General features: G+C 70.1%; 33 protein-coding genes. 25 read left to right on the plus strand and 8 right to left on the minus strand.

What is annotated here, in order from left to right; translation table 11 throughout:
- Positions 1-155: 155 nt before the first annotated feature.
- Complete coding sequence (locus tag ACWGIC_RS36220; protein ID WP_452080439.1) at positions 156-683, plus strand: hypothetical protein; 528 nt, start codon at positions 156-158, stop codon at positions 681-683.
- Positions 684-707: 24 nt separating this feature from the next.
- On the opposite strand, the gene ACWGIC_RS36225 is transcribed toward ACWGIC_RS36220, so the two are convergent.
- The 3 genes from ACWGIC_RS36225 to ACWGIC_RS36235 are packed head-to-tail and all read right to left on the minus strand — an operon-like array spanning position 708 to position 3,003.
- Positions 708-1,601: a hypothetical protein gene (locus ACWGIC_RS36225; protein ID WP_452080440.1), complete on the minus strand. Its 894-nt coding sequence runs from the start codon at positions 1,599-1,601 to the stop codon at positions 708-710.
- Positions 1,598-2,611: a hypothetical protein gene (locus tag ACWGIC_RS36230; protein ID WP_452080441.1), complete on the minus strand. Its 1,014-nt coding sequence runs from the start codon at positions 2,609-2,611 to the stop codon at positions 1,598-1,600. The genes ACWGIC_RS36225 and ACWGIC_RS36230 overlap by 4 nt, the downstream gene beginning before the upstream one ends.
- Entirely contained in the window at positions 2,608-3,003 is a 396-nt protein-coding gene (locus tag ACWGIC_RS36235; RefSeq protein ID WP_452080442.1) for a hypothetical protein, read from the minus strand. The genes ACWGIC_RS36230 and ACWGIC_RS36235 overlap by 4 nt, the downstream gene beginning before the upstream one ends.
- A gap of 136 nt (positions 3,004-3,139) precedes the next feature.
- Between ACWGIC_RS36235 and ACWGIC_RS36240 the strand changes: the two genes are divergently transcribed.
- Positions 3,140-4,105 (plus strand): hypothetical protein, encoded by a 966-nt coding sequence (locus ACWGIC_RS36240; RefSeq protein ID WP_452080443.1) that lies wholly within the window; start codon positions 3,140-3,142, stop codon positions 4,103-4,105.
- A 118-nt stretch (positions 4,106-4,223) separates the two neighbouring features.
- Here ACWGIC_RS36240 and ACWGIC_RS36245 read toward each other — a convergent pair whose 3' ends face one another.
- Positions 4,224-4,793, minus strand: a complete 570-nt coding sequence (locus ACWGIC_RS36245) for a hypothetical protein (protein WP_452080444.1) — start codon at positions 4,791-4,793, stop codon at positions 4,224-4,226.
- Between ACWGIC_RS36245 and ACWGIC_RS36250 the strand changes: the two genes are divergently transcribed.
- Both ACWGIC_RS36250 and ACWGIC_RS36255 read left to right on the plus strand, forming a co-directional pair.
- Positions 4,786-5,079 carry a hypothetical protein gene (locus ACWGIC_RS36250; RefSeq protein ID WP_452080445.1) on the plus strand — a complete coding sequence of 98 codons (294 nt, stop codon included), beginning with the start codon at positions 4,786-4,788 and terminating at the stop codon, positions 5,077-5,079. The genes ACWGIC_RS36245 and ACWGIC_RS36250 overlap by 8 nt on opposite strands.
- Before the next feature lie 388 nt (positions 5,080-5,467).
- Positions 5,468-5,656, plus strand: coding sequence for a hypothetical protein (locus ACWGIC_RS36255; protein ID WP_452080446.1), 189 nt, complete (start codon positions 5,468-5,470; stop codon positions 5,654-5,656).
- Positions 5,657-5,708: 52 nt separating this feature from the next.
- Here the strand turns inward: ACWGIC_RS36255 and ACWGIC_RS36260 are convergent, their stop codons facing one another.
- The 4 genes from ACWGIC_RS36260 to ACWGIC_RS36275 all read right to left on the minus strand — a co-directional run bounded on the left by ACWGIC_RS36260 (position 5,709) and on the right by ACWGIC_RS36275 (position 9,031).
- On the minus strand, positions 5,709-5,936 hold the full coding sequence (locus ACWGIC_RS36260) for a hypothetical protein (protein WP_452080447.1): 228 nt from the start codon (positions 5,934-5,936) through the stop codon (positions 5,709-5,711).
- Between the two features lie 61 nt (positions 5,937-5,997).
- Positions 5,998-7,029, minus strand: coding sequence for a helix-turn-helix domain-containing protein (locus tag ACWGIC_RS36265; RefSeq protein ID WP_452080448.1), 1,032 nt, complete (start codon positions 7,027-7,029; stop codon positions 5,998-6,000).
- Between the two features lie 228 nt (positions 7,030-7,257).
- Positions 7,258-8,094, minus strand: coding sequence for a glycosyltransferase (locus ACWGIC_RS36270; RefSeq protein WP_452080449.1), 837 nt, complete (start codon positions 8,092-8,094; stop codon positions 7,258-7,260).
- A 76-nt stretch (positions 8,095-8,170) separates the two neighbouring features.
- Positions 8,171-9,031, minus strand: coding sequence for a GntR family transcriptional regulator (locus tag ACWGIC_RS36275; protein ID WP_452080450.1), 861 nt, complete (start codon positions 9,029-9,031; stop codon positions 8,171-8,173).
- A 199-nt stretch (positions 9,032-9,230) separates the two neighbouring features.
- On the opposite strand from ACWGIC_RS36275, the gene ACWGIC_RS36280 reads away from it, so the two are divergent.
- The 21 genes from ACWGIC_RS36280 to ACWGIC_RS36380 all read left to right on the plus strand — a co-directional run bounded on the left by ACWGIC_RS36280 (position 9,231) and on the right by ACWGIC_RS36380 (position 21,655).
- The gene (locus ACWGIC_RS36280; protein ID WP_452080451.1) at positions 9,231-9,488 is read left to right on the plus strand and encodes a hypothetical protein; all 258 of its coding nucleotides are present in this window, start codon (positions 9,231-9,233) and stop codon (positions 9,486-9,488) included.
- A complete protein-coding gene (locus tag ACWGIC_RS36285; protein ID WP_452080452.1) occupies positions 9,485-10,090 on the plus strand; it encodes a WhiB family transcriptional regulator in 606 nt (201 codons plus the stop codon). The genes ACWGIC_RS36280 and ACWGIC_RS36285 overlap by 4 nt, the downstream gene beginning before the upstream one ends.
- Positions 10,090-10,299, plus strand: coding sequence for a hypothetical protein (locus ACWGIC_RS36290; protein WP_452080453.1), 210 nt, complete (start codon positions 10,090-10,092; stop codon positions 10,297-10,299). The genes ACWGIC_RS36285 and ACWGIC_RS36290 overlap by 1 nt, the downstream gene beginning before the upstream one ends.
- Position 10,300: 1 nt before the next feature.
- Positions 10,301-10,771 (plus strand): RRQRL motif-containing zinc-binding protein, encoded by a 471-nt coding sequence (locus ACWGIC_RS36295; protein ID WP_452080454.1) that lies wholly within the window; start codon positions 10,301-10,303, stop codon positions 10,769-10,771.
- Positions 10,772-10,807: 36 nt separating this feature from the next.
- Positions 10,808-11,152 (plus strand): hypothetical protein, encoded by a 345-nt coding sequence (locus ACWGIC_RS36300; RefSeq protein ID WP_452080455.1) that lies wholly within the window; start codon positions 10,808-10,810, stop codon positions 11,150-11,152.
- Positions 11,149-12,378 carry a hypothetical protein gene (locus ACWGIC_RS36305; RefSeq protein ID WP_452080456.1) on the plus strand — a complete coding sequence of 410 codons (1,230 nt, stop codon included), beginning with the start codon at positions 11,149-11,151 and terminating at the stop codon, positions 12,376-12,378. The genes ACWGIC_RS36300 and ACWGIC_RS36305 overlap by 4 nt, the downstream gene beginning before the upstream one ends.
- A gap of 28 nt (positions 12,379-12,406) precedes the next feature.
- Positions 12,407-12,799: a hypothetical protein gene (locus ACWGIC_RS36310; RefSeq protein ID WP_452080457.1), complete on the plus strand. Its 393-nt coding sequence runs from the start codon at positions 12,407-12,409 to the stop codon at positions 12,797-12,799.
- A gap of 65 nt (positions 12,800-12,864) precedes the next feature.
- Positions 12,865-13,257: a hypothetical protein gene (locus ACWGIC_RS36315; RefSeq protein ID WP_452080458.1), complete on the plus strand. Its 393-nt coding sequence runs from the start codon at positions 12,865-12,867 to the stop codon at positions 13,255-13,257.
- A 76-nt stretch (positions 13,258-13,333) separates the two neighbouring features.
- Positions 13,334-13,678 (plus strand): hypothetical protein, encoded by a 345-nt coding sequence (locus ACWGIC_RS36320; RefSeq protein WP_452080459.1) that lies wholly within the window; start codon positions 13,334-13,336, stop codon positions 13,676-13,678.
- A gap of 67 nt (positions 13,679-13,745) precedes the next feature.
- Positions 13,746-15,803 (plus strand): hypothetical protein, encoded by a 2,058-nt coding sequence (locus tag ACWGIC_RS36325; RefSeq protein WP_452080460.1) that lies wholly within the window; start codon positions 13,746-13,748, stop codon positions 15,801-15,803.
- Between the two features lie 272 nt (positions 15,804-16,075).
- A complete protein-coding gene (locus ACWGIC_RS36330) occupies positions 16,076-16,549 on the plus strand; it encodes a hypothetical protein (protein ID WP_452080461.1) in 474 nt (157 codons plus the stop codon).
- 14 nt (positions 16,550-16,563) lie between these two features.
- Positions 16,564-16,812, plus strand: coding sequence for a hypothetical protein (locus ACWGIC_RS36335; RefSeq protein ID WP_452080462.1), 249 nt, complete (start codon positions 16,564-16,566; stop codon positions 16,810-16,812).
- Entirely contained in the window at positions 16,809-17,330 is a 522-nt protein-coding gene (locus ACWGIC_RS36340; RefSeq protein ID WP_452080463.1) for a hypothetical protein, read from the plus strand. Before ACWGIC_RS36335 ends, ACWGIC_RS36340 begins: the two co-directional genes overlap by 4 nt.
- Positions 17,327-17,605 carry a hypothetical protein gene (locus ACWGIC_RS36345; RefSeq protein ID WP_452080464.1) on the plus strand — a complete coding sequence of 93 codons (279 nt, stop codon included), beginning with the start codon at positions 17,327-17,329 and terminating at the stop codon, positions 17,603-17,605. Before ACWGIC_RS36340 ends, ACWGIC_RS36345 begins: the two co-directional genes overlap by 4 nt.
- 18 nt (positions 17,606-17,623) lie before the next feature.
- Positions 17,624-17,797 (plus strand): hypothetical protein, encoded by a 174-nt coding sequence (locus ACWGIC_RS36350; RefSeq protein ID WP_452080465.1) that lies wholly within the window; start codon positions 17,624-17,626, stop codon positions 17,795-17,797.
- 112 nt (positions 17,798-17,909) lie between these two features.
- Positions 17,910-18,833, plus strand: a complete 924-nt coding sequence (locus ACWGIC_RS36355; protein WP_452080466.1) for a hypothetical protein — start codon at positions 17,910-17,912, stop codon at positions 18,831-18,833.
- A complete protein-coding gene (locus ACWGIC_RS36360; RefSeq protein ID WP_452080467.1) occupies positions 18,830-19,528 on the plus strand; it encodes an HNH endonuclease family protein in 699 nt (232 codons plus the stop codon). Before ACWGIC_RS36355 ends, ACWGIC_RS36360 begins: the two co-directional genes overlap by 4 nt.
- Before the next feature lie 44 nt (positions 19,529-19,572).
- Positions 19,573-20,022, plus strand: coding sequence for an NUDIX domain-containing protein (locus ACWGIC_RS36365; RefSeq protein ID WP_452080468.1), 450 nt, complete (start codon positions 19,573-19,575; stop codon positions 20,020-20,022).
- 64 nt (positions 20,023-20,086) lie between these two features.
- Positions 20,087-20,497, plus strand: a complete 411-nt coding sequence (locus ACWGIC_RS36370) for a hypothetical protein (protein ID WP_452080469.1) — start codon at positions 20,087-20,089, stop codon at positions 20,495-20,497.
- 33 nt (positions 20,498-20,530) lie between these two features.
- On the plus strand, positions 20,531-21,001 hold the full coding sequence (locus tag ACWGIC_RS36375; protein WP_452080470.1) for a hypothetical protein: 471 nt from the start codon (positions 20,531-20,533) through the stop codon (positions 20,999-21,001).
- A 174-nt stretch (positions 21,002-21,175) separates the two neighbouring features.
- Positions 21,176-21,655: a hypothetical protein gene (locus ACWGIC_RS36380; protein WP_452080471.1), complete on the plus strand. Its 480-nt coding sequence runs from the start codon at positions 21,176-21,178 to the stop codon at positions 21,653-21,655.
- Positions 21,656-21,694: the final 39 nt, after the last annotated feature.

Raw genomic sequence — 21,694 nt, forward strand, 5'->3', positions numbered from 1 at the left:
CTGCCCTGCGGAGTCCGGACTTTCCTCGGACCGGGAGAACCCGGGCCGCGACCGTCCTGCCAGCTCGTCCGCCGAAACAGCCTACCCGGGGGACGACGCGGTCCCGCAGCTCGAATCGCCGCGCTGCGTGCCCGATGCGCTCTACACTCGCCCGCATGCGGTTGGACGAGGTCGACCGGGCCCGCGCCCTGATCGAGCGGCAGCTCTCGGAGAACCACGCGGACGCGGCCGAGGGACGCGATTTTGCGTTCGAGTTCCGGCCGGGGCTGGAGGCGGATGAGCGTGCTGTGCAGCGCGAAGCCGCGGCGCACGAGGCGGAGCGGGCGGTCCGTGACAGCGGACGTCTGCCGCACGGGTACATGGTGAGGGTCGCGTCCACGTTGACGTTCGATGGCGACGTGGCGGCGCAGCGGGACCTGGTGATCTGCCCGGAATGCGGGGCGGAGCGGGGTCACCGGCTGTGGGCGCGCGGCGATGCCGAGCACTCGGCGTGGCTGGTCTGCGAGGCCGGGCACGAGTGGACGCACGAGAAGGTCGTCTACGACTGGGTGCGCCTGGTCCTCGACCGGACCGAGGCGCTGCGGTCCGCCACGGGCGGCGAGACGCCGGCGGTCGTCCTCGACCATGCCCGGCTCAAGCTCGACGCGGGCCCGCGCTATCTCGTCTGGCCGTCCGGCAGCTGACTCCGCTCCTGGGCGAGCAGGCCTCTACATCACCAGGTTCGGGCCGAACGCATCGTGCACGTCCGCGGGCAGGCCGAGCAGTGCGGTGCCGCTCGCGACGACGGATGCCGGGCGGGTGTCCTCGAGGTCGGCGAGGCCGGCCGCGGGGTTCAGCGAGTCGGGGCCGATCCAGCCGTCGACGGCCGGGGCCGGCCAGGGCAGGGCGGGGCGGGCGGCGGCGCGCACCGCGGCCAGGGAGACGCGCAGGCTGCGCCGGGGGCGGGCGAGGTGCAGGGCGAGGCTGATCGCGGCGAAGCGGGTCGTGGCGTCCTCGCCGGGGATGTGCACGTCGTTCGTGCCGACCGTGCCGGCGAGCAGCAGTTCCCGGTCGAGCACTTCGACGCAGCCGTGCACGCGCGCGTTCTCGGTGGTCCACCGCCCGTCGAAGCGGGTGTCGTTGACCTGGGCGAGCAGGCCGTCTGTCCGGTGGACCCACAGCTGCACCCGGTGCCGGTCGTCCAGCTGCGCGTCGTGGATGTAGTCGAACCCTTCGTCGGCGAGCACGGCGCGCAGCCGCTGCGGGCGGTTCGAGGTCACGTCGTCCAGCGCGGCCAGCTCGCCGTCCGGAGCCCAGTGCGCGGTGACCAGGGGCAGCCAGTCGAGCAGCTGCTCGCGCAGCTCGCCCTCGACCGCGTGCCCCGTGGTGGAGTCCAGCGGGACGGTCAGCTTCGGCGCCGGTGCCCCGTAGGCCCGCATCGCCTCGTCCAGCCGGTCGAGCTTGTCTTCCTCGGCGCGCCGGTCGGCCGCGTCGCGGACGCCGCCCGGGGGCTGCATCGCCTGATCCGGGTGCTCGGCGCGCCATCGGCGGCTGCGTGCCATGTACTCCTGCAGCCGGCCGATCGCCGCCGCGCCGCGCTCCGCCGCGGAGTCGCCGGTCATCCGCCGGCGCCGCTGACGGCGACGGCGGTCAGCAGTGCGGACAGGTCGCCGCCGCTCGCCCAGATCCGTTCGAGGCTCGGGACGCGGGCGATGAGGCCCGCCACGTCCCCGAGGCCGCGGTCGGTCACCGGTTCGCCGGCGGCGAGCGCGGCTTCGGCGCCCCGGAAACGGTCCAGGCTGGCCAGCTCGTACCAGCGCTCGGCCGTCACGGCGAGCGGGTAGACGGCCCGCAGCACCGAGGGCAGGTCGGCCCGGGAGTCCGGTGCCGGCGGGCCGATCTCGTCGTCGGGCGATCCCCAGCCGCCGGCCACCATGGCGAGGCGGAGGGTCGAGGCGATGTACGTCATGCGCACCAACCGCTGATGCACCACGTCGGGAGACGGCGCCCTGGTCGAGATCTGGCCGACCGCCGGCCACAGATCGGTCGCGATCGACTGCTCGGCCGCGGTGGGCGCCCAGACCCGCTCGTCCAGCTGCCGCTTCGCCAGCTCCAGCCACGCACCGGCTGTCGCGCACTGCGCGTCGAACTGCCCCGGCTCGTCGGGCCGCGGCCGCTCGGCACCGAGGCGGGCCGCGGCCGGCGGGCGCATCCGCTCGTCCCAGTAGGCGGCATCGAGCGCGACGGGGCCGGCGCTGGTCTGGTCGACCGCGATCCATGCCGGGGTGCTCACCCGGAACAGCACCTGCTCGGGCGTGGCCGCGGCGATCGCCGCCTCCACCTGCTCGCGGGCGGCCCAGGGGTGTTCGGGCGTGCCGTAGCGGATCCGCCCGTCCGGGCCGCGCAGCCGCCAGCCCCCGGGCCACCACGCGGTCGCCGCGTCCGGCGCGCACGCGTGCCAGCGGGCCAGGGCCGAGTCCACGGCCAGGCGGGAGGTCCTGAGCGAGTCCGTGTCATGGAAATCGGCCGCATCGCCCATGCGGATGACCTCCTCCTGCGCTTCCAGGTACTGCTCGCGCAGCTGCTCGTACTCGGCCCTCGCGGCGGCGGCTGTCGGCGGCGGCGTGCTCATGCGTCGAATTCTTCCAGCCCGGGCGGTGTCGTGTCCGGCATCCCGCGCAGCGCGCGGACCGGAATCAGCTGACACGGCAGCACCAGCAACAGCCGGCCGTCGCGGGCATGCGCGTGCAGCTGGACGTCGACGATGCCGAGCAGCTCGTACCGGCAGGTCCGCAGCCAGCCCCGCAACACACCCGGACGCGGATGGTTGTCGACCCCCGACGCCCGCGCCCACAACGGCACGCCCATCCACCGCGGCCGGGAATCCGGCAGCCAGGCCGCGACCTCCACCTCGCACGGCACCGGCGGGTCCCGCAGCAACAGCGCGTTCCGCGGCTCCGCATCGGACTGGCCGCGCTCGAACAACACGACCCGCAGCAACTCATCGAACACCTGTTCGGACACAAGTGGACCATAACCCGCGACCCGCCGATCGGCGACGAAGACTTTGTCACGTCCCCCGCACGCGTGAGGCGCAGTTCCCTGACGGGAACCCGCAGCTCGCCCGTATCGCCCTTTGCGCTGGTGGATCATGGGGAGCATGGGCGAGGGACGTGACATTTTCGAGCGTGCGCAGCTCACGGTCGCGCGGCGGCGCGCGCGGGCGCAGCGGTGGCGGGCGCTGGCCGAGGTGCTGCGCGGCCCTGTGCTGGCCGCGGTCGGCTTGGTGGCGGTGCTGGCGTGGTGGTTGTCCGGGTGGGTGATGTGGCCGTGGGCGATCGGGCTGGGCGCACTGGCCGTGCTGGCCATGCTGCGGGTGCCGCGCAGGGCAGGGCCGGTCTGGACGCTCGCGGCCGTGGTCCTGGTCGTCGACGTCGCGTTCATGTGGTGGGTGTCGCCGTGGTGGTGGGCGGTCCTGGCCGGCACGGTGCTGACCGGGGCGGGCGCGGCCGCGGCGATCGCGACCCGGCTGCACGCCCGACGCCGGGAAACGCTGGCCGCGCTCGCGGCCGGGGTCGTGCTGCTCGCCGGCGGGATCGTGGGCCTGGCCGTCACCGCCGCCCAGGAACGCGCCGCCGCGGAACGCGAGCTGCAGGCCGCCCACGACGCGGCTGTGCCGCGGATCTTGCCCCGCACGCCCGCGTCGATGGTCAACTACCTGACCGAGCAGCTCGCGTTCCTGAGTCGCGACCAGCACGGAACCCCGGTGCCCGGCCAGCCCGGAGCGGCCGATCTGCGGGGACGTTTCTGCTTCGCGTTCGCGGAGACCGCGCAGGCGCAGCTCGCCGCCGCGCTGCGTGTCCCCGACTGCCCCGCCGCCGCGGACGCGCTCGCCCGCCAGGTCACCGGCCTGGCCTACACGAACGACGTCTGGCTGCCCGGCGGCACGGTCGACCGCGGCCCGGCAGGGATCACCGTGGACGCCTGCCGGCTGGACTTCTCCCCCGCGCTCGGCGGCGACGCCGGCACCGGTCCGCCAGGTCCGCAGCTCGGCCGCCTCACCCTGCAGCAGCAGGCCGGCGAAGGGCACCTGGTCGTCGGATACGCGCCATGTTCGCCGCACTGACGACAACCGGCGTCGTCGGGCCTTCTGAACAGCCTGTTGTCACGTCCCTAGCCTCAAAAAAGGCCGGCACCCCGGCGATCTGCCTGGGGTGTCGGCCGATGTGTCGAGTCTCCGGGCCTCAGCTGCGGTCGCGCGGCTGATCGCTGTTCTTGAGTTCGTCGATCGCGCGACTGACCGCACGGTCGATGTCGAATTTTCCTGCGTCGCCTTGGCTTTCGTGGCGCAGGCCGTTGAACCGCCTGAGTTCCATCGTGAGGCGGCCGAGGCTGGCCCGCCTGCCGGGCTTGTCGCCGTAGGTTCTGGCGAGGAGTTCTTGCAGCGCCTGGGTTTCGCGGCCGTCGCGCCGCACCAACGGAATCGAGTGCAGGTCTTCCATCAAGGTCCGGAGCGGCCCGGCGGGAGTTCCGCCGGGCACCTCCGGCACCGGGCTGGGCGGGGCGTCGATGCGGTTGATCGCGAAGTTGAGGCACTGGCGGGCCGCCGAGCCATCCGGCAGTCGATCGCGCAGCTCCTTGTACGCCTCGACGCCCTCCGCGGCGGTCCGCCGGCCGGCCACCATGTCGGTCGCGATCCTGCCGAGAACGTTGGCCAACGGCTCGCCGTCGACGTCCATGGCGCGCTCGCCGCCCATGGCCTGCAGCGCCATGCCGATCTCGCCGTCCTCGTGGAACGTGATCTCGGTGGGCACCCCGCCCCACGAGTTCTCCAGCACGGGCGCGTCGGACATGGCACCGGTCACCGGCGCGCGCACGGGAGCGGCTGGCCGGGCCTCGGCCGGCCGCGGCCCGGCGTTCGCGGGGGCCGGCGTTTCCGATGTCGATCCGGCGGGAGCCGGTGCCGGTGCCCCGAACACTTCGGCGTATTTGGCGCGGGCCTTCTCGACCCGCCCGGGGTCTCCGGAGTCGTACGCGGCGGTCAGGCCGCGGCTGGCCCGGCTCCTCCGCTGCCGGACGCGCGCGCTCGCCGCGCTGTAACTGCAGGGGCAGCGCCGACCCCCTTCGTGCTGCGCTCTGCACATCACGGAAATCCTTTCTCGACCTGCCTATTGTCACGTCCCTCGCGGAGGGGGTGCGCACCGCCCCGGCGTCGTCGCCGGGAACCGTCGAGCTTCGAACCGAACGAGAACCCCAACCTACCTAGCAACTTGCAAAGTTCACAAGTACCCAAGTTTCGTATTTGCTGCCTCCATGCGGCCGAGCCGGAACAAGGCATCCCCGCGCCCTGTAGCCTGCGCGGGCACTCGCGGAACCGCCGTGAACATTGGTTTGTCACGTCCCTTCCCGAACGCGGCCGACATCCGAGCAGGCAACGGACGCGCACGAAGGCTCGCCAGGACGCTGCGGGTCCGCCAGACTGGCACGCATGGAGTTTCCGTTCGGCGACCACGTTTCCGGCAGCGACGTGCATGCGGACGCGGCCAGGGACCACCTCGGCCGCGGCAACCTCGCCGCGGCGCAGGTCGAGGCCGCCCTCGCCCAGGCGCAGGCGCAGCACCGGATCGCCGACGCGATCGAGAAGCTGGCCGCGTACGTCGGCGCACTCCCCGGCTGACTCCGTTGATGCTCATCAACTGCGGTTTGTCACGTCCCTCGGTGCGTGCGAGTCACCACCCGAGCGTGAGCTGCTCGCCCAGGTTGTCCGCGTCCTGGGCGGCACTGTCGCTCGTCTGCGGTTCCTCCGGCTCCGGCAGGTAGGCCACCGCCTTCCACCCGCCGCGGACCTGCTCGACGCTCGACCCGACCAGGCCGTAGTGCCGTTGCACCCAGTCCAGCCAGGCATCGGCCTCGGCCGGCCCGGTGACGGGTTTCGTCATTTGCCGTTTTTCGATCATCGGTGCAACTCCTGCAACGTGCGTACGGGGGCCTGACGTCGTCTCTGCCGGGCTGAACCGGCTATCGCCGTCCGCGTACCCGGGAAGCTTCCGAACTCGCCTCAGCGTCCAAATGGGACCCGTTTCCCAAAAACCGCTTGGGAAGGGTCTTGAGCGTGAAACCGCGCGCGAGCAAGTCCTCTGCGGTGAGGTCATCCGACGAAAGCGGGTCTTGATGAGCCTCCTGAACAGCGGATTTTCGCTTCGGAGTCGGCAGCGGCAACCGATCCGGTTCCAACCCCCCGGCCAGGAAACTCACGCCTGAACGCGTCGCTCCGGCGAGCTTCGCCCGGCAGTGTCGCAGCACCTCGCCACGGGTGAGGCCGTGCTCGGCGACCGCGGCCTCGACCTGGGCGGCCAGGCCGAGGGCCTCGGTACGGGTGGGTCGTGCATGCGCACCGAAGTCCAGTCCCGCGACCAACTCCAGCGCCCAGTCGGCCGGTGGGGTTTTCTCGGCGGAGCTTGTCGCTCCCTCCCTCTCTCCCTCGGCCGCGTCGCGGTCTTCGAGGAGTGATGGATCAAGTAATGGATCGGTGAGGGATAGGGGATCACTCTGATCCCTCGTACGGATCACTGTGATCCCTTCGTTCGGATCACTCTGATCTGAACGCGCGCCGTTCGGATCACTGTGATCCCTTCGGCTCCGACCTGCAGGTTTGCGCGACTTCGGCGTCCCGGAGCGCACGTTCGGATCACTCTGATCCCTTAGCTTCTGACCTGCGGGTTTCTTCGCGTCCGGCTCGAACTCGATGTCATGGTTGAGTCGGGTGCGGTCGCCCCGGTCGACGCCGGCCTCCGCGATCTTCGGCAAGTTGAGTCGGGTGGCCGCGGACGTGCCGAACCGGCGCTTGGTGCCCATCCACCCGTCTGCAATCAGCTCGCGTCGCGCGCGCTTAACTGTGGGCTCGCTGAACCCGCTGTCGAACGCGATCACTTCCACGCTGGGCCAGCAGTAGCCCGACTCATCGGCGTAGTTGGCATATGCCATCAAGATTGGCTTGTGCGGTGCCGAAAGCGGCAGATTCCGCACGAGGCCCTGTGCCTCGTTACTCACAACACGGTCCTCTCTGCAGAGGAGCCGGGCGACACGCGATGAAGTCTCGCGGACCACAGGCGGTGCTTGCTACCGTTGGCCCTGAGGCTTCGTGCGTGGACCCTCTCCGCAACTCCACTGCACATTTCATGGCTTCGTGGCCCGGCAGGAGCGGCAACTCCGACGCCGGGCCTTTTCATGTCTTCGGCCTTAGCCTGCCCCCTCCGCAGACACTGGCTACGCATCCTCCTACGGCGTGTCGGCCGCGACGGCGCGGAGCTGCGCGTGCAGCTCGCGTACCGAGTTGCGAAGCAGGCGGTGTTCAAACTCCTGGGGGTCGTCTTCGTCTGGTCGGTACTGAGCCATGAGGGAATGTGCTGATTTGAACCACCATCCAATCGCTATTGCATCTTTCCTGCTAATTCGTCCGTCGCTCATTGCATGACGCGTCAAGACGGAAAGTTCCTTCTCCATGAGATCGGGTTTTGGTCGTTGCGGATTAACCCAGTCATCAGCGAGGACTGGACGCAATAGCGGGGTATTGTCATTCCAATGGAGCAGCAACTGAAGGTCTACGGTGAAGTCTGTCTCAAGATTCGTAGGCCAGAGATCGCGCTTTGCGGCTCGTTGCCCAGACCACGGAGTCGAGCCAACCTTTGGAAGAATTTCCGGAAAGAGAACCCCGGCGACTGGCGCAAAAAATCCGTACAGCCAAAGTTGTGGATAAAGTGGACGCCAGTACAGATCCGACACGCATGCGTCAGCGATTCCATCGATAATCGGCTTTACTAGAATCGCGGACAGTGGAACGTCGCCGTAGTATCGAATGTCGCCGTCAATAAGACAGACAACCTCGCCGTTGGTGGCGGCTAGGCCGGCTTGGATGGCCGCCCCCTTGCCGATCGGCGCGTCGACGACTCGCGCTCCGGCCTTCAGTGCCACCGCGGCTGTGTCATCAGTGCAGCCGCTGGCGCTTACGACCACCTCGTAGCGCTCTACCTGCAAGTATTCAAGTCCCCGTTGCGCATCAGCCACAACCTCGGCGACGGTCTCCGCTTCATTGTGTGCGGGGATGATCACGCTCACGCTGGAGTTGTTCCGGGGGAGCGTGCGTTCCTGGCGGAGGGGAAGGCCAAGTGCTGGGTCGATGGACGGTGTCAAGTTACTTGTCTCCATTCTCGGGCTTAGTTGCATATCGCGGGTAGTCATCTGGCCAGCGTTCGAGGTGCTCGACAATCTCAACTTCCGTGCGGTCAGCCGGGTAGTCGGCGTCGGATAGTTCGACTACGCGACCGTTGATATCGATTGACTTGCTGCGAATTTTGATCATTGGAACGCCGGGTTCCATTGCCCATTTTTGACGTTCATCCGGTGGCGGTATCTGGCTTCGGAACTTTCGAACGAAGCTGCCTATTTCAATTCCGACGGTGTAAAGCTGGTGTTGATGACCGCCCGGCCAGGGTTCTTTTGAGTCGTCCAAAAGGTCAGGGTTCGACCTTATTAAGTCTTTGGGTATATAGGAAACGCTGTAGCTGAGGCGAACTCGGTTCTTACGTGATGTCATCTCGTAACGGCGGCGAACAAGTGTTTCCCCGGGTTCGATAGAGAACTCTTGGGCAAGTTCAGGCGTTGCTGGTATTTCGTCGTAAAGATGCGTGGAGTGCGTCTCGTTGATCGGAATTCCAGCCGTCATCTCGATTGCGCCACGCTCCCTGCGTACCTCTTCGGGTTCAAGGACCAGGCGCTTCTGTTCTGAGGTCCACTCGGCATCGAGTCGGATGCGTGCTGGCGGCTCTCGCACCACAGGCGGTTTACCTCGCCGACCAGTGATCCGTCCCTCGGCGCGAAGAACGGCCATGGCCTGCGATGCGGTGCCCTCTGAGCAACCGAACTCGTCCTGGATCGCGGCAAGGGTGGGCAGGGAGTCGCCGGCCGCCAATTCGCCACTGTCCATGCGCGAGCGATACACGTCAGCAATCTGCAGGTGAAGCGGCATGACACCAGCTGCGGTCGGATTGTGCATGTCCGCATTAGACCATCCCGTTCCCTAGTTCGCCATGGAACACCTAGGTTCCATGGTTCCCTAGGGAACCTCTTGCGTAGATCGTGTGGCCTGGGTTACGGTCAGTCTCGACAAGTTCCCCAGGGAACTAGGGAACCCTTCACTTGCCGGTGCAGGGCTTCCCGATGGAGAGGGTCCAAAAGCCAGAAGGAGGCCGACCGTGAGCAAGATTTCCGCAGTTCAGAAGGGGTTCGCCCCGATCACGAGCGAGGACGCCGCGTTGGTGGCGTCGGCGCAGCTGGAGCTGGCTGGCGCTCGCCGGGCGGGTGTCGAGGTTCTGGGTTCCAGCGAGGGTTCGCGCGAGTTGTACGCGATGGTCGCTGCCGTGCTGGGCGGCCGTCTCGCTCCGGCTGAGGCCGAGGAAGACGTCCTCGTCGCGGTGTCCCCGTACGGCGACGTCGAGGCGGTGGCGGCATGACCACCACGCTCGTCAACTTGCTGGTCGAGCCCGCGCTCGACACCACGTGGATGCTCAATGGTGCGTGCGCCGACAGCGATCCCGACCTGCACTTCCCGGTCGGCGAGGGCCCGGCGAACGCCGCCCAGATCGCCGAGGCGAAGGCCGTGTGCGCGCGCTGCCCGGTGCTGGAGAAGTGCCGCGAGTACGGCATGACCCAGCCCTACGGCATCTGGGGCGGTCTGACCGAGACCGAGCGGCGCGACTCCCGGAAGCAGGTCGCGCGCCACGCGGCGGAGCTGCGCCGCCTGGCGCAGCCGGAGCCGCCGAAACCGCTGGAAATCGGTGCTGTAGTGCTGCAGCTCCCGAACAGCCGCCCGGTGGCCGCCCGTGCACGTCGGTTGTTCCGCGAGATCGTGGACAGCTTGCGCGAGGCGGGTGCGGTCGCGGTGTCCACTTCGGACATTCCGAAGCAGTTCATCCGGACGATCCGCAGTCCTCAGTGGGTGCTGGCGGAGCTGCAGCGCCTGGCCGATGAGGAAGGCGTGCTGGCGCGCACCGCCACCCCTGGCGTTTTCGTGTGGCCGGTCGCCGACGTCGAGTCCGAACGGCGGTCCGCGTGATGTCCGCCAACGTGGTGTCTGAGCTGCAGGAACTCGCGCTGCATCGTCCGTCCGTCGACGCCGCGGACTGCGTCGTGGCCGCCTGGTACGAGGAAAAGGCCGTCGTCCTGCGCGACCTCGGTCTCACTGGCGACGCGGTCGCGGCCGACGCCCATGCCCGGAAACTGCGGGTGCGGTTCTGGGCGGCCGACGCGGTCGAGGCGGCCTGACATGGGCGGCAAGCGGCAGTGGCCGTACGTGTGGCAGCACGTCGAGGGCCTGGGCGAGGTGCTCACCCGCGGCCGGTACGACGGCCTGCCGGTCCTGGCCTGGGGCTGGGCGCCGCGCGAGATTCTCGCGACGTACCGCCAGCTGCAGGCCATGGGCCGCCGACCGGGCGGCCACGACCCGGTTGCCGTGCTGCTTTTCCAGCACCGGCGGTCCGGCCTGCGCGCCCAGGACTTCGCCCTGCTCTACCTCGTCGCCCGCTCCGCGCCCAAGCGCCGCGCGACCTGCAACCAGCTCAACGCGCTCGCGCTCGCGCTGCAGGCCCGCCGCGTCTGCCAGCCCAGCCGCGGCGGCTGCGGCCAGGAGCAGCCCTACTACCTGTCCACGATTTCCCGGCTCTGCAGCGATTGCGAGACCCGTACCCGGTTCTGGGAGCGCCGCGCCGTCGCCCACGGCTACGCGCTCGCCGCCTGAACCCCCCTGAACAGCACTTTCCCGAGGAGACCCGTCATGACCGTCCGCGTCCAGTACCCGCCCGCCGCCACCCGCCAGACCCGCGTCTCCGCGGTGATGATCTGGCTCCCGCACATGCTGTGGACCGCCGGGCTCGCCGTGTTCACCGGCGCCGTCGCCGGCTTCGGCGTCCCCGGGATCGTCGTCGCCGTCCTCACCATGGTCACGCTCGCCATCCCGGCCTACATCGCCCTGCACGAGGTCGGCCGCGTCCGGGACAACCGCCGCCTGCTCGCCGCCCGCGCGCAGCTCATCGCCGACCTGGCCGCCCCGGCCGCCGACGACACCGACGACGAGACCGAGGCCGGTCGCATCGTGGCCACGGCGGAGGTGCTCCGGTGAGCACTCCCACCCTGTTCGAGCAGCTGCGCGCGCAGCGCCGCGCCGACACCGACGCCGCGCACCGCCGCAACCTCGAAACCCTTGCCCAGAAACAGAAACTCGCCGAAGAAGCCGCCGACCGGGCCGACCGCCGTCGCCAGCAAGACCGCCTGGCCGCCCAGCACCTGGCCGCCCAGCGCCGCGACATGGCCCGCGCCCGCCGCGCCCAGTGGCGCGCCGCGGCTCCGGAGGTCGCGTCCGCGCTGCTCTGGGCCACCGTGATCGTCCTGCCGATCACCCTGGCCTGGGCCGCGCAAGCGCAGTTCGCGTTGACCGTGCTGCACCTGCCCGCACCGCTCAACCAGGGTTTTCCCGCCTCGGTCGAGACCGGGGCGTGGGTGTGCGCGTTCGAGGCCCACCGTCGCGTCCGCCGCGGCGACCCGGCCGGCTCCCTGCCCCGGTTCATGTGGCTGCTCGCCGGTGTCGCCGCCGTGATCAACGGCTCGCACGGCTGGCAGGACGGCGGCCCGGCCGCCGGCATCGCGCTCGGCGCGGTGTCCCTGCTCGGCGTCCTGCTCCACTCGATCCGCCAGGGCCTCGACGTCGCCAAGAACGCCGGCCTCGCCCCCGGCCTCGCGCTGTGGCGCCGCGTCCGCTACCCGCGGCTGTCCCTGGCCGCGGCGAGCCTGCGCGCCGCCCGCGAGCTGGACCACGCCACCGCCTGGGAACTGGCCTGGATCGACCGGTTCGGCGTCGGCCCGGCCGCCAGCCGCCGCGAACGCCGGCTTGGCCGCGTGATCGTCGCCCGCGAGATCGGCGAGGACGTCCAGGCCGCCGAGGACGGCGAGCTGACCATCGTCGCCGGCCGCGTCACGCGCAGCTTCGCCAGCGATGTCCGGGAGATCTTCGACGCCCGCGCCCAAGCCGCTCGTTTCACGCTCCCGCCGGAGCTGCTCGACCTGCAGGGCAACCAAGCCGCAATGTTTGCGAACTCCGAGGTTCCCGAGTCGGAACCCGGCGACGAACAGGCGCTTTCCCCGCGCGCGGAGGCACTGCTGCCCGTCCTGCGCCAGGCCATCGCGGAAGGCCGCCTGGACCCGTCGCCCGGCGTCAAGCGGATCACCGCCTTCGCCAAGTCCGTGCTGGACGAGGGCGTGGGCGTGCCCACCGCGCAGCAACTCCGCGACGCCCTGGCCGAACCGCCGGCCTCCCTGCACGCCGTGGGCGACGACGCCCGCGCCAGCTGACCGCACCCTCACCGGAAAGGAAACGCTCATGTCCCTCATCAAGCTCAACGGCATTGTCCGCGACCACAGCACGGGTTTCGAACTCCACCAGACGTTCAAGAACGACACCCGCGCGGTCGTGGCCCCGCGGCCGTTCATGGAGATCGACGGGAAAACGGCCCTCTTCCCCTCGGTCGAACTGAACGACAACGGCAACCTCGTGATCCGGCTCGACCGGTGGTCGGTCGGCTCCCTGGACGTCGACCGGTGCGCCGTGCTGCGCCTGTACACCGACCAGCCGACCGCCTTGCGGGTCGCGCAGGAGTTCGCCGACGACCCCGGCATCTCGTGGGACTCGGCGAAGGAAGACCTCGACCTGTGGTGCCTCGCCTGGATCGAACGCCACAACCGCGAGGCCACAGAACCCCGCTCCGAACAGTGAAAACACCAAAAATGAAACTTGCAAAATTTCGAACTTGGAACCCCCAGCCGACGAAGGGAACCGTCGTGACCAGCACCGACCAGGCCGCCAGCAACGTCATCCCGATGCCGGCCTCCGCCGCCGCGGCCGACCAGGCGCCGCGCACCGCGGCCGGCCACTACGTCCACACCGGACTCACCGGTCTCCCGCTGGAGATCCAGCTGGACGAGATCCGCACCTACTACCGGCTCGTGATCCGGCAAGGCGCGACCCAGTGCTACCGCGCGGCCGTGCTGCTGCTCGCCCTCGTGCTGTTCGCGGCGCTGTCGCCGACCCCGCCGGGCTGGGCGCTGTTCGCGCTCGGCGTCACGACCCTGCACGCGCTGCAGTGCCTGCGCCACGTCGCGCACCTGGTCCGCGACCGCCGCCGGGCCGTGGCGATGGTCCGCGGAGCCAGCGCCGCCATGCGGGTTCAGTGACAGGGCTTGCCAGAACCCCTCTGAACAGGTAACTTGCAAACTTACAAACTTTGAAACTTGCAATGCGAGGTAGCCGATGACCCGCTACACCCTCGGTTCGCCCGAGTTTTTCTCCTCCAGCCAGCTGCGCCAGTACTGCAACGGCGGCCGCACCCTCATCCGCCCGCTCGCGAACGAGCTGCGCATCGCCTCCGAGGAGCTGTTCGGGGCCTTGCGCGAGGTGCCCTCCGGTCAGGGCGGGATGTTCAGCTCGGTCGACTCCCGACTCCGGGCCCGCCGCGTCGCCAAGCACCTCCTGCGCGGCGCCGAAGGCATCGACCTGGCCTGCGCCGGGCTGGTGCGCACCTGGGTGTCGTTCGAGCGCGAGTTCCTGCACAACACCCCGGAGCGCTCGAAGAAGCACTTCGACCTCCACAACTGACCACCGTCCCCACCAGGCACGACATGGCGGTCGCGGGAGACCCGCGGACCAGAGGAAGGAGCAAGAGATGTTCGGAAACCGCGGGTCGTCCGCCGTCATTCCCCCGCAGAACTTCACCCAGCACGACGGGCGCGGCCTCCTGGAGCGGGTCATCCCGTTCCTGCCCTCGTGGGCGGCGGCCGGCGTGATGTGGCCGGTCGGCGCGCTCGCCCACGAGATGTGGGGCACCGACCCGGCCGCGCTGCCCTGGGCCACCGCCGGACTCACCCTGGCCAGCGCCGCCCTGACCGGCCTCACCGCCAAGGTCGCCACCAGCGCGGGCGGCTACCGCGCCCACTCGGTCGCGTCGGTCGCCGGGGCCTCGGCCTGGATCACCGCGGCCACCATCGCCGGCCCCGGCTCGCACCCGCTGCTCGACATGTGGCTCATGGGCGCCCCCGCGCTCGCCGTGAGCTGGAACATCCGCCGGGTGCTCAAGCTCGGCTCCGGAGGCAAGGACGGCGAGACCGGCGGCGAGAACAAGCTGTTCAAGGCGGTGAAGCTCGCCGGAGCCAAGTTGCGCGGCGAGATCACCGTCGCCCCGAACAAGGTGACCGCGCCGCTGCAGCTGCCCGGCGGAGACCTGACCGCCGACGACGTCGCCGCGGCGAAAGGCAAACTCGCGAGCGCGCTGAGCGTGTCGAAGAACGCGGTCCGCGTCGTCCCCGACCCGGAGCACTTCGACCGCGCCGAACTGGTCATCGTGCCCGAAAACATGCTCAAGAACAGCGCCGAATGGCCGGGCCTGTCCGCGCCGGGCGGCTCGATCATGGCCCCGCTGATCGTCGGCATGTACGAGGACGGCGAGCTGACCCATTTCTGGCTGCCCGGCGACAAGAGCGACCGCAACAACCCTCGCAACGCCACCCACCTGATGGTCATGGGGATGAACGGCTCCGGGAAGAGCCACGGCGGCAAGATCGCCTGGACCGAGATCCTGTCCCGGATCGACGCGAACCTCTGGGTCGCCGACCCGGTCAAGGGCAAGCAGACGCTCGGGAAGTTCCTCGACTACATCCACTGGCCGGCCATCACCGTGTCCGACTGCGAGGCGATGATCGACGCCCTGCCCGGCGTGATCACCGAGCGCGCCAGCTGGCTCGGCGAACGCGGCTTCGACCAGTGGGTCCCCGGGTGCGGCCTGAAATACCTGGTCGTCTGGATCGAAGAAGCCGCCAAGCTGCTGCGCGACTCCGACGACCTGGTCGAACTGGTGCAGACCGCTCGCTCGGCCGGCGTCTCGATCGTGCTCAGCCTGCAGCGCGCGGCCTACGACCAGATGCCCACCAGCGTCCGCTCCGAGCTGGGCGGCGGCTGGTGCTTCGGCGTCAAGAAGGCTCCCGACGCGGAATTCTGCCTGTCCGAGGACACCGTCGACGCCGGCGCGGCCCCGGCCCAGTGGGCGAACAAGAAGCCCGGCTGCCACTACATCGAGGCCCCCGGGATCCCCGACGACCGCTACGTCACCCCGGCCCGGACCTTCGCGACCGACGACGACCACATGATCGCCGAACTTGTCGCGGCCGGCGGCCCTGCCGAGCACTGCGAGGTCACCGCCCGCGCGGCCGGCAGCGCGTACCCGAAGAACCTCATCACCGCGTCCGGCAGCCCGGACCCCGCGGCCGCCCCGGAGACCGCAAACGCGCCCTCAGAAGCCGTCGAGGACGACCTCGACGCGCCGCTGGGCGATGCCCCCGGCGACCACGAATACGAAGTGGAGGACGGCTACAAGGTGCCCAAAAACCACCAGCCCGAACTGGACGACATCGACGGCGACACCGAGATCGATCCCGAAGGCCAGTCGATCGAATTCCCTCGCGACAAGGCCGCGTTCACCCTCGCCGAAGCCGAAGAAGCCCTGCGCCACGTGCTCGCCGAACTGCGCGCCAACGGCGCCACGACAGTCGGCCCGAAGGACATGCCGCCGGGGTTCTTCACCCGCGTCCGTTCGCGGCCGTGGGTCTCGGGACAGCTGGGGAAGCTGGCCGAGGCCGGCGAGCTGATCGAGACGGACAAGGAAGGCCGCTATGCCTTCCCCGCGGAGCCGCGCGTTCTCGCCACCGCGTCCGCCGGACACTCAGAGTGACCGGCGAGGGGGCGCGGGCGCGGCTTCTGACAGCTGACACCGCGCCAGGTGTCAGAAGCCGCTGAAACCGCCTCCAACGCGCGCGCGCGAGAGGCCACTCTAACACCCCCGCTGACACCCCTCCCGACACCCCCGCCCGGCACCGCTGACACCCCAACCGCAACACCCCTGACAGCTACACAAAGTAACCGAATCCCGTGGGTCCGGCGGCGGTGCCGCCGCCCAAGACCGCCGCCGCCGGACCCACGCCAACCCACCCGAGGGGGAACCAAATGTCCGACTACGACAAAGGCGCCGACCCCGACCGCCTGGCCACCGCCGCCCACGAGATCGCCCACGCTCTCGCGTTCGGCGCCGCCCACGTGTCGCTGGGAGAGATCAGGGTTTTCGGCCGCGGAAACGGCGCGCACGGCCACGTGACATTGGACGGCGAAGTCCGCATCGACAAGGGCAACGCCCGCATGTTCGCGATCGCCCACTACGCCGGCCGCGCCGGCTCCCTCCGCTGGCGCGAGACGCACGGGATGAACCCGTACGACGAACATCGCTGCGCAACGGACATGAAGTTCGCCCGCGAGTTCTTCCGCGAGGCACGCAAAGAGGGCATCCCGCTGAACACGGCCCAATCCGGCCTCCGCCGCGATGCCGACCGCTTCGTCCGCACCCACTGGCGCATCATCTGCCGCCTGGCGCCCGTCCTCGCCCGCGCCGGATCGCTCAACCCCAACCGGGTGCCCTCCGTCTGAAAGGAACCGACAAAATGCGTGACCTGCTGCTGTTCCCGCTCCGCGCGGTCGTGTTCCTGCTCAAGCTCCTCGCCATCCCGGCCGCGCTGATCGCCCTCGCCTGGCTGATCTTCGGCCCCAGTTCGCCCGCGTTCGTCGTCCTGGTCCTTGTCGTCACGGCCTACTTCCTGGCCGTGGTCAAGCTCTGGGCGATGAAGATCGGCGCGTCCTCCCGCCGGATGACCCGGGGCATCGGCCGCCGAACCCGGGGGATGCGACCGTGACCCGTCCCGCAGACCCGAACCGGCGCGAACCCCGGCGGCAGAACCCCCGCCCGGACATCGCGAAAATCGACGCCCTCCTGGCCCGCTGCTACCACGACGCCCTCGAAGAAGGCCGCCGCGCCGACACCCAGGCCGCTCGCCTGCTCAGCCTGACCGGCGTCCTGGCCGCCGCCGTGACCTCGATCGCCAGCCTCGCCGACCTCCCGCTGGCCGCCACCACCATGCTCTGGGTCGCCGCCGCGCCGATCGCCGCCGCGTTCGCCCGCCTCCTGCTCGCCACCCGCCCGACCGGCGAAACGCTGCTCGCGCGCTTCGCCGGCCTCCCGGCCGCCGCCGTGCTGCGCGAGCTGGCCGACGACTACGCCGGCGGCAGCACCTACTACCGGGCCGATCGCCTGCAGGCCCACGCCGCGGTCGTCACCCGCAAGAACCGCGCCATCCGGCACAGCGCCGGCTTCGTCCTGACCGGCGTCGCCGCCCTGGCCGCCGCCGCGCTCCTGACAGCGGTGGCCCGATGATCGCGATCAGCCTGCTGATCCTCGCCGGGGCCGCACTGCTCCTGCTCGCCGCCGGGTGCGCCCTGGTCCTGACCGTCCGGGCGATCCGCGGCGAACGCGGCGGCCACGCGAGCACCGACATCGCCAAGCGCCAGGAGCAAGACCTGCTCGCCGCGCACAACCTCCGCCGCCGCGCCCTCGACCCCGAGGCCACCCTCGTCCTCGACTTCGCCACCCTCCTCAAGCTCGACCCGCACTACTGGGACGTGACAAACACCAGTTCAGAACCCTTCTGATGCCGAACGGAGCCCGCCATGTCCTACGACCCCGACGTCGATCCCGAGGCCTCTCTCCTCTTCCTGGCCGTCTGGCCGTTCCTCGAAGCCGCCGCGCTCGTGGCGTTCCTCGCCCTGGCCCTGCCCGTCGCGCTGATCACGAGCGCCTGCCGCCTCATCCGCAAACACCTCACCGGAAGCGAAGGGACGTGACAAAACCCAGATCAAATTGCTGATGTGCCCCGGCGAGCGGCCTTTCTGTCCAGGGCCGGCCGCCCGCCGGGTTCCGCAGCCCCATCCCGATACCGAACGGAGCTGATCAATCATGACCCACGACTCCGCCCACGCCGACGCGTCCGGCCCGGTCGTCGCACCAGAGCCCAGCGCCTTTGACGAGATCGACTTCGCCGTGTGGTTCCGCGTCGAGCCGGTGTCGGCCGCCGAGGTCGGCACCCTGCAGCGCCATCGCCCGGCGATCGCCGCCGCGCTCGACACCGTGCGCGCCGGCCTGCGGACCGTCGAGGCCGAGCCCGCCAGCCAACGGAAAACCAGCACCGCCCGCCGCAAGCACAAGGCCCGTCGCGACGTCCGCGCGCGGATCATCAGCAACCTGACCGCCACGCTGGACGCGCTCGACGCTCTGGAGCCCGGCAGCTTCAACGCCGTGTACTGCGTCCGAACGGCCGCCCGCGACCTGCATCACGCCTGGCGCTGCCTGGACGCCTGCGGCCTGGACACCTGCGCCGGCTACAAGCCGATCGAGCGGCTACTGGATGACGCCCGGAGCCTGGCCAGTCGCCTCGAAGACGCCTGCAGCAAGGCCATTCAGCTGGAAGGCGGGCTGTACACCGTGGCCCGGTACGCGCCGGCCGCCGTCGAGGCGATGCTGGACGTCGTGCGGGCACGGCCCGACGTACTGGCCGCGGATGTCCTGCCGCCGGCCACTAAGCCGTGGCACCGCCACCAGCACCCGGTCGAGTACTTCGACCAGCTGATGCGCGACACCGCGACCGCGGCCACGCCGATCGCCGAGCTGCACAACCACGGCGCGACCTGGCACCAGACCAACCCGCTGCGCGACCACCTGACCACGGTCGAGGAACTGGCCGAACTGCTCGCCGACCACAGAAACAACCCCGCAACCTCGCTGTTGGCCGCCGTGCCCAGCCTCGGACCCGCGCGGATCGAGAAGCTGGCCGCCGCCGTGCAGTCCTGGACCAGCGTCCGCGAGGCGGAGGCGACCCGATGAAGAAACAGCTCCTGCCGGACAAGGTGAGCCGGGTGAGGTTCGTAGCACTGGCCGCGTGCGTGTTCGCAACGGGCGGCCTGGCCGCGAAGTGCGCACCGACGCTCCCGGCGAACGCCGGAGGACCAAGCCCAGCCGCGGCCGTCTCGCCCGGGAGGGACGTGACGACAACCAGGTCAAAGCTTGCTCGGTTGGTCGTCGCCCCGCGCACCTCCGGCACCGGGTACACCGACGACAAGTTTCCGCACTGGTCCAACCAGCCCGGCGCGGGCCGCGGCTGCGACACCCGCGAGGCGGTGCTGCGCCGGGCAGGCAGGGACGTGACCGTCGACGGGCAGTGCCGGCCGACATCGGGCACCTGGGTTTCGCCGTACGACGGCCAGACCTGGACCAAGCCGGGACAGCTCGACATCGACCACGTGGTGCCGCGCAAACACGCATGGCGGACCGGAGCCGCGGCCTGGACGCAGGAGAAGCGCGAACAGTTCGCGAACGACTTGGTGCGCCCGGAACTGGTCGCGGTGACCAGCGCGGTGAACCGGCAGAAGGGCGACAAGGCCCCTGACGAGTGGAAACCGCCGTCCACATCGGACTGGTGCCAGTACGCCGTCGACTGGATCACCGACAAGGACTTCTACCGCCTGACCGTGACCCGCCCCGAGATCGCCGCGCTCGACTCGATGCTCGGCCGGTGCTGACACCGCCCGCGCCGCCCCAACCCGAAACGGAGGACCTGCCAGCCATGACCGGAACCGACACCACCGAACGCGCCGCGCTCTGCGCCGACGTCGTCGCCCTCGCCCGCATCGACGGCGTCCGGCACGTGCTTCTTGTCAGGCGCGCCGACGACGCCGACGCCTACCCCGGCTACTGGGCCCTGCCCGGCGGCGGGCTCGACCCGGGCGAGACCTTCCGCCAGGCCGCCGTCCGCGAGCTGGCCGAAGAGACCGGCCTGAAGATCGCCGATCTCGGACAGCTCGGCATCTACGACGCTCCGCGCCGCGATCCCCGCGGCCGCGTGATCAGCGTCGTGTTCTACGCCGTCCTGCCCGACGCCCCCTGCCCCATCGCCGGCGACGACGCCAGCGCCGCGGAATGGGTGCCGTTCGACCTCGCGCTGCGCAGGCACAAGGCGTTCGACCACGACGACATCCTCGCCGACGTCGCCAGCGTCGTGCCGTTCCGTCCCTGACCAGCCGATGCAGCCAGAATTCGCCGCATTCGCCGGGTGGCCCCGGCGCGATCGACATCGCCTGATGCTCGCCGCTCACGAACTCGGCCACATGCTCGCGTGGCAACAGGCAGGCTTCACCGTCGCCGAGATCAAGCTCCATCCGGGAACCGCCGGCGGCGAGGTCAGCCTGAGCAAGAGCTCGCGCAGCGACCTGCGCACGATCGAGCAGCGCCGCGGCTACCTGGTGGGTCTGCTCGCCGGTACGGAGGCCGGTGTCCGATGGTGCGAACTCGCCGGCGAGTTCCGCGCTGAGCACTCCGGCGGCTGTGCCTGGGATCGCAAAGCGTTCCAGCGCAACCAGCAGCACTTCGGCCTGACCCACATACCCCGAACCGAGTTCCGCCGCGAAGCCCGGGCTGTCGTCCGGGCCCGCTGGCACCAGCTCTTCCGCCTCGCGCCCAGGCTGGCCCAGCGCGGTCGGCTCGCGGTTTGACACCCCTTCCTCTCGACCCGGAAAGGACTCCGCATGCCCAGCACCATCGCCCTGCCGGAGAACCCGCTCGGCTGGCACGACCCGCTCGCCGCGGCCGGCTTCGGCCCCTTCCTCGAAGACACCCGCCCGGCAGGACTGCCCGACTACCTGTTCTTCGGCGAGCTGCCCGCCGCCTACCGGTGGAAAGGCCACGTCCTGCGCCGATGGCTCCGCGTCCTCCGGTTCGACGTGGTCGACATGACTGTCGGCAAACGCCACCGCCGCGACCCGGAAACCCGGCTGAACCTGCGCGGCCTGCTCGCCATCAGGGGACGTGACAACACGCCCGCGATCCTCGCCGCGCGGTTCGCCGACCGGGACGAAGCCGACCACGTCGCGCTGATCGACGCCGCGATCGGCGACCAGGACCCGGCCGCCCTCGCCGAAGCCCTCGCCCACCTCGACCATGGCCCCGACGAACTCGGATGCCGGCCGGATTGCAGCTGGCGACCGCAGACGCCCTGACCTCACCGCGCGAAACGGCTCCCGGACCGACACGGCCAGGGAGCCGTTTCGCGCGGCCGCTTGGCGACCGGGGCATCCGGATGGCACAATCCCGCAAGTAGCAAACTTGCCAAGTTGAAACATCGTGCGGGAGTGAACGCGCCCCGCACGGCCAGCGAGAAACAGGTGGCCAGCATGACCGCACGCAGCAACGAACGTCCGACCTCCGATCCGAAACGCGCCCGGGGCGAGTGGGCGGCCGAAGGGCGCGAACGGCACGGCGACGACGGCCGGCCGCTGTACCAGCGGCTGGTCCGCAAGTCGGTCCCGCAGTGGCCGGACCAGGTCACCATGGTGACCCAGCTGCGGATGATCCTGCAGGACCGCCGCTCCCGCACCGGCGGCGAGCGCATCACCGACGCCACGATCGCGCGCATCGGCATCGACCTCGTGGGGCAGTTCCGCGACGACCTGCACGGCGACGAAGAGCCAGAGCTGACCGCGTCCGCCATGGCCGCCGCCGCGGACCTGCTCGACGCCCGCGACCTTCTCCGCCAGGCCTTTCCCGATGCGGGAGACTCCAGCGCGGTCGAGCTGGTCAAACGGCTCGTCAAGGAGGCGCGGCCCGCAAAGCCGCCCGCAAAGCCGCGCACCCCGCGCAAACCGGCAAAATAGACAACATTGCAAGTTTGTAAGTTCGCAAATTGCCTGTTA

The organism is Amycolatopsis sp. NPDC054798 (assembly GCF_053611505.1).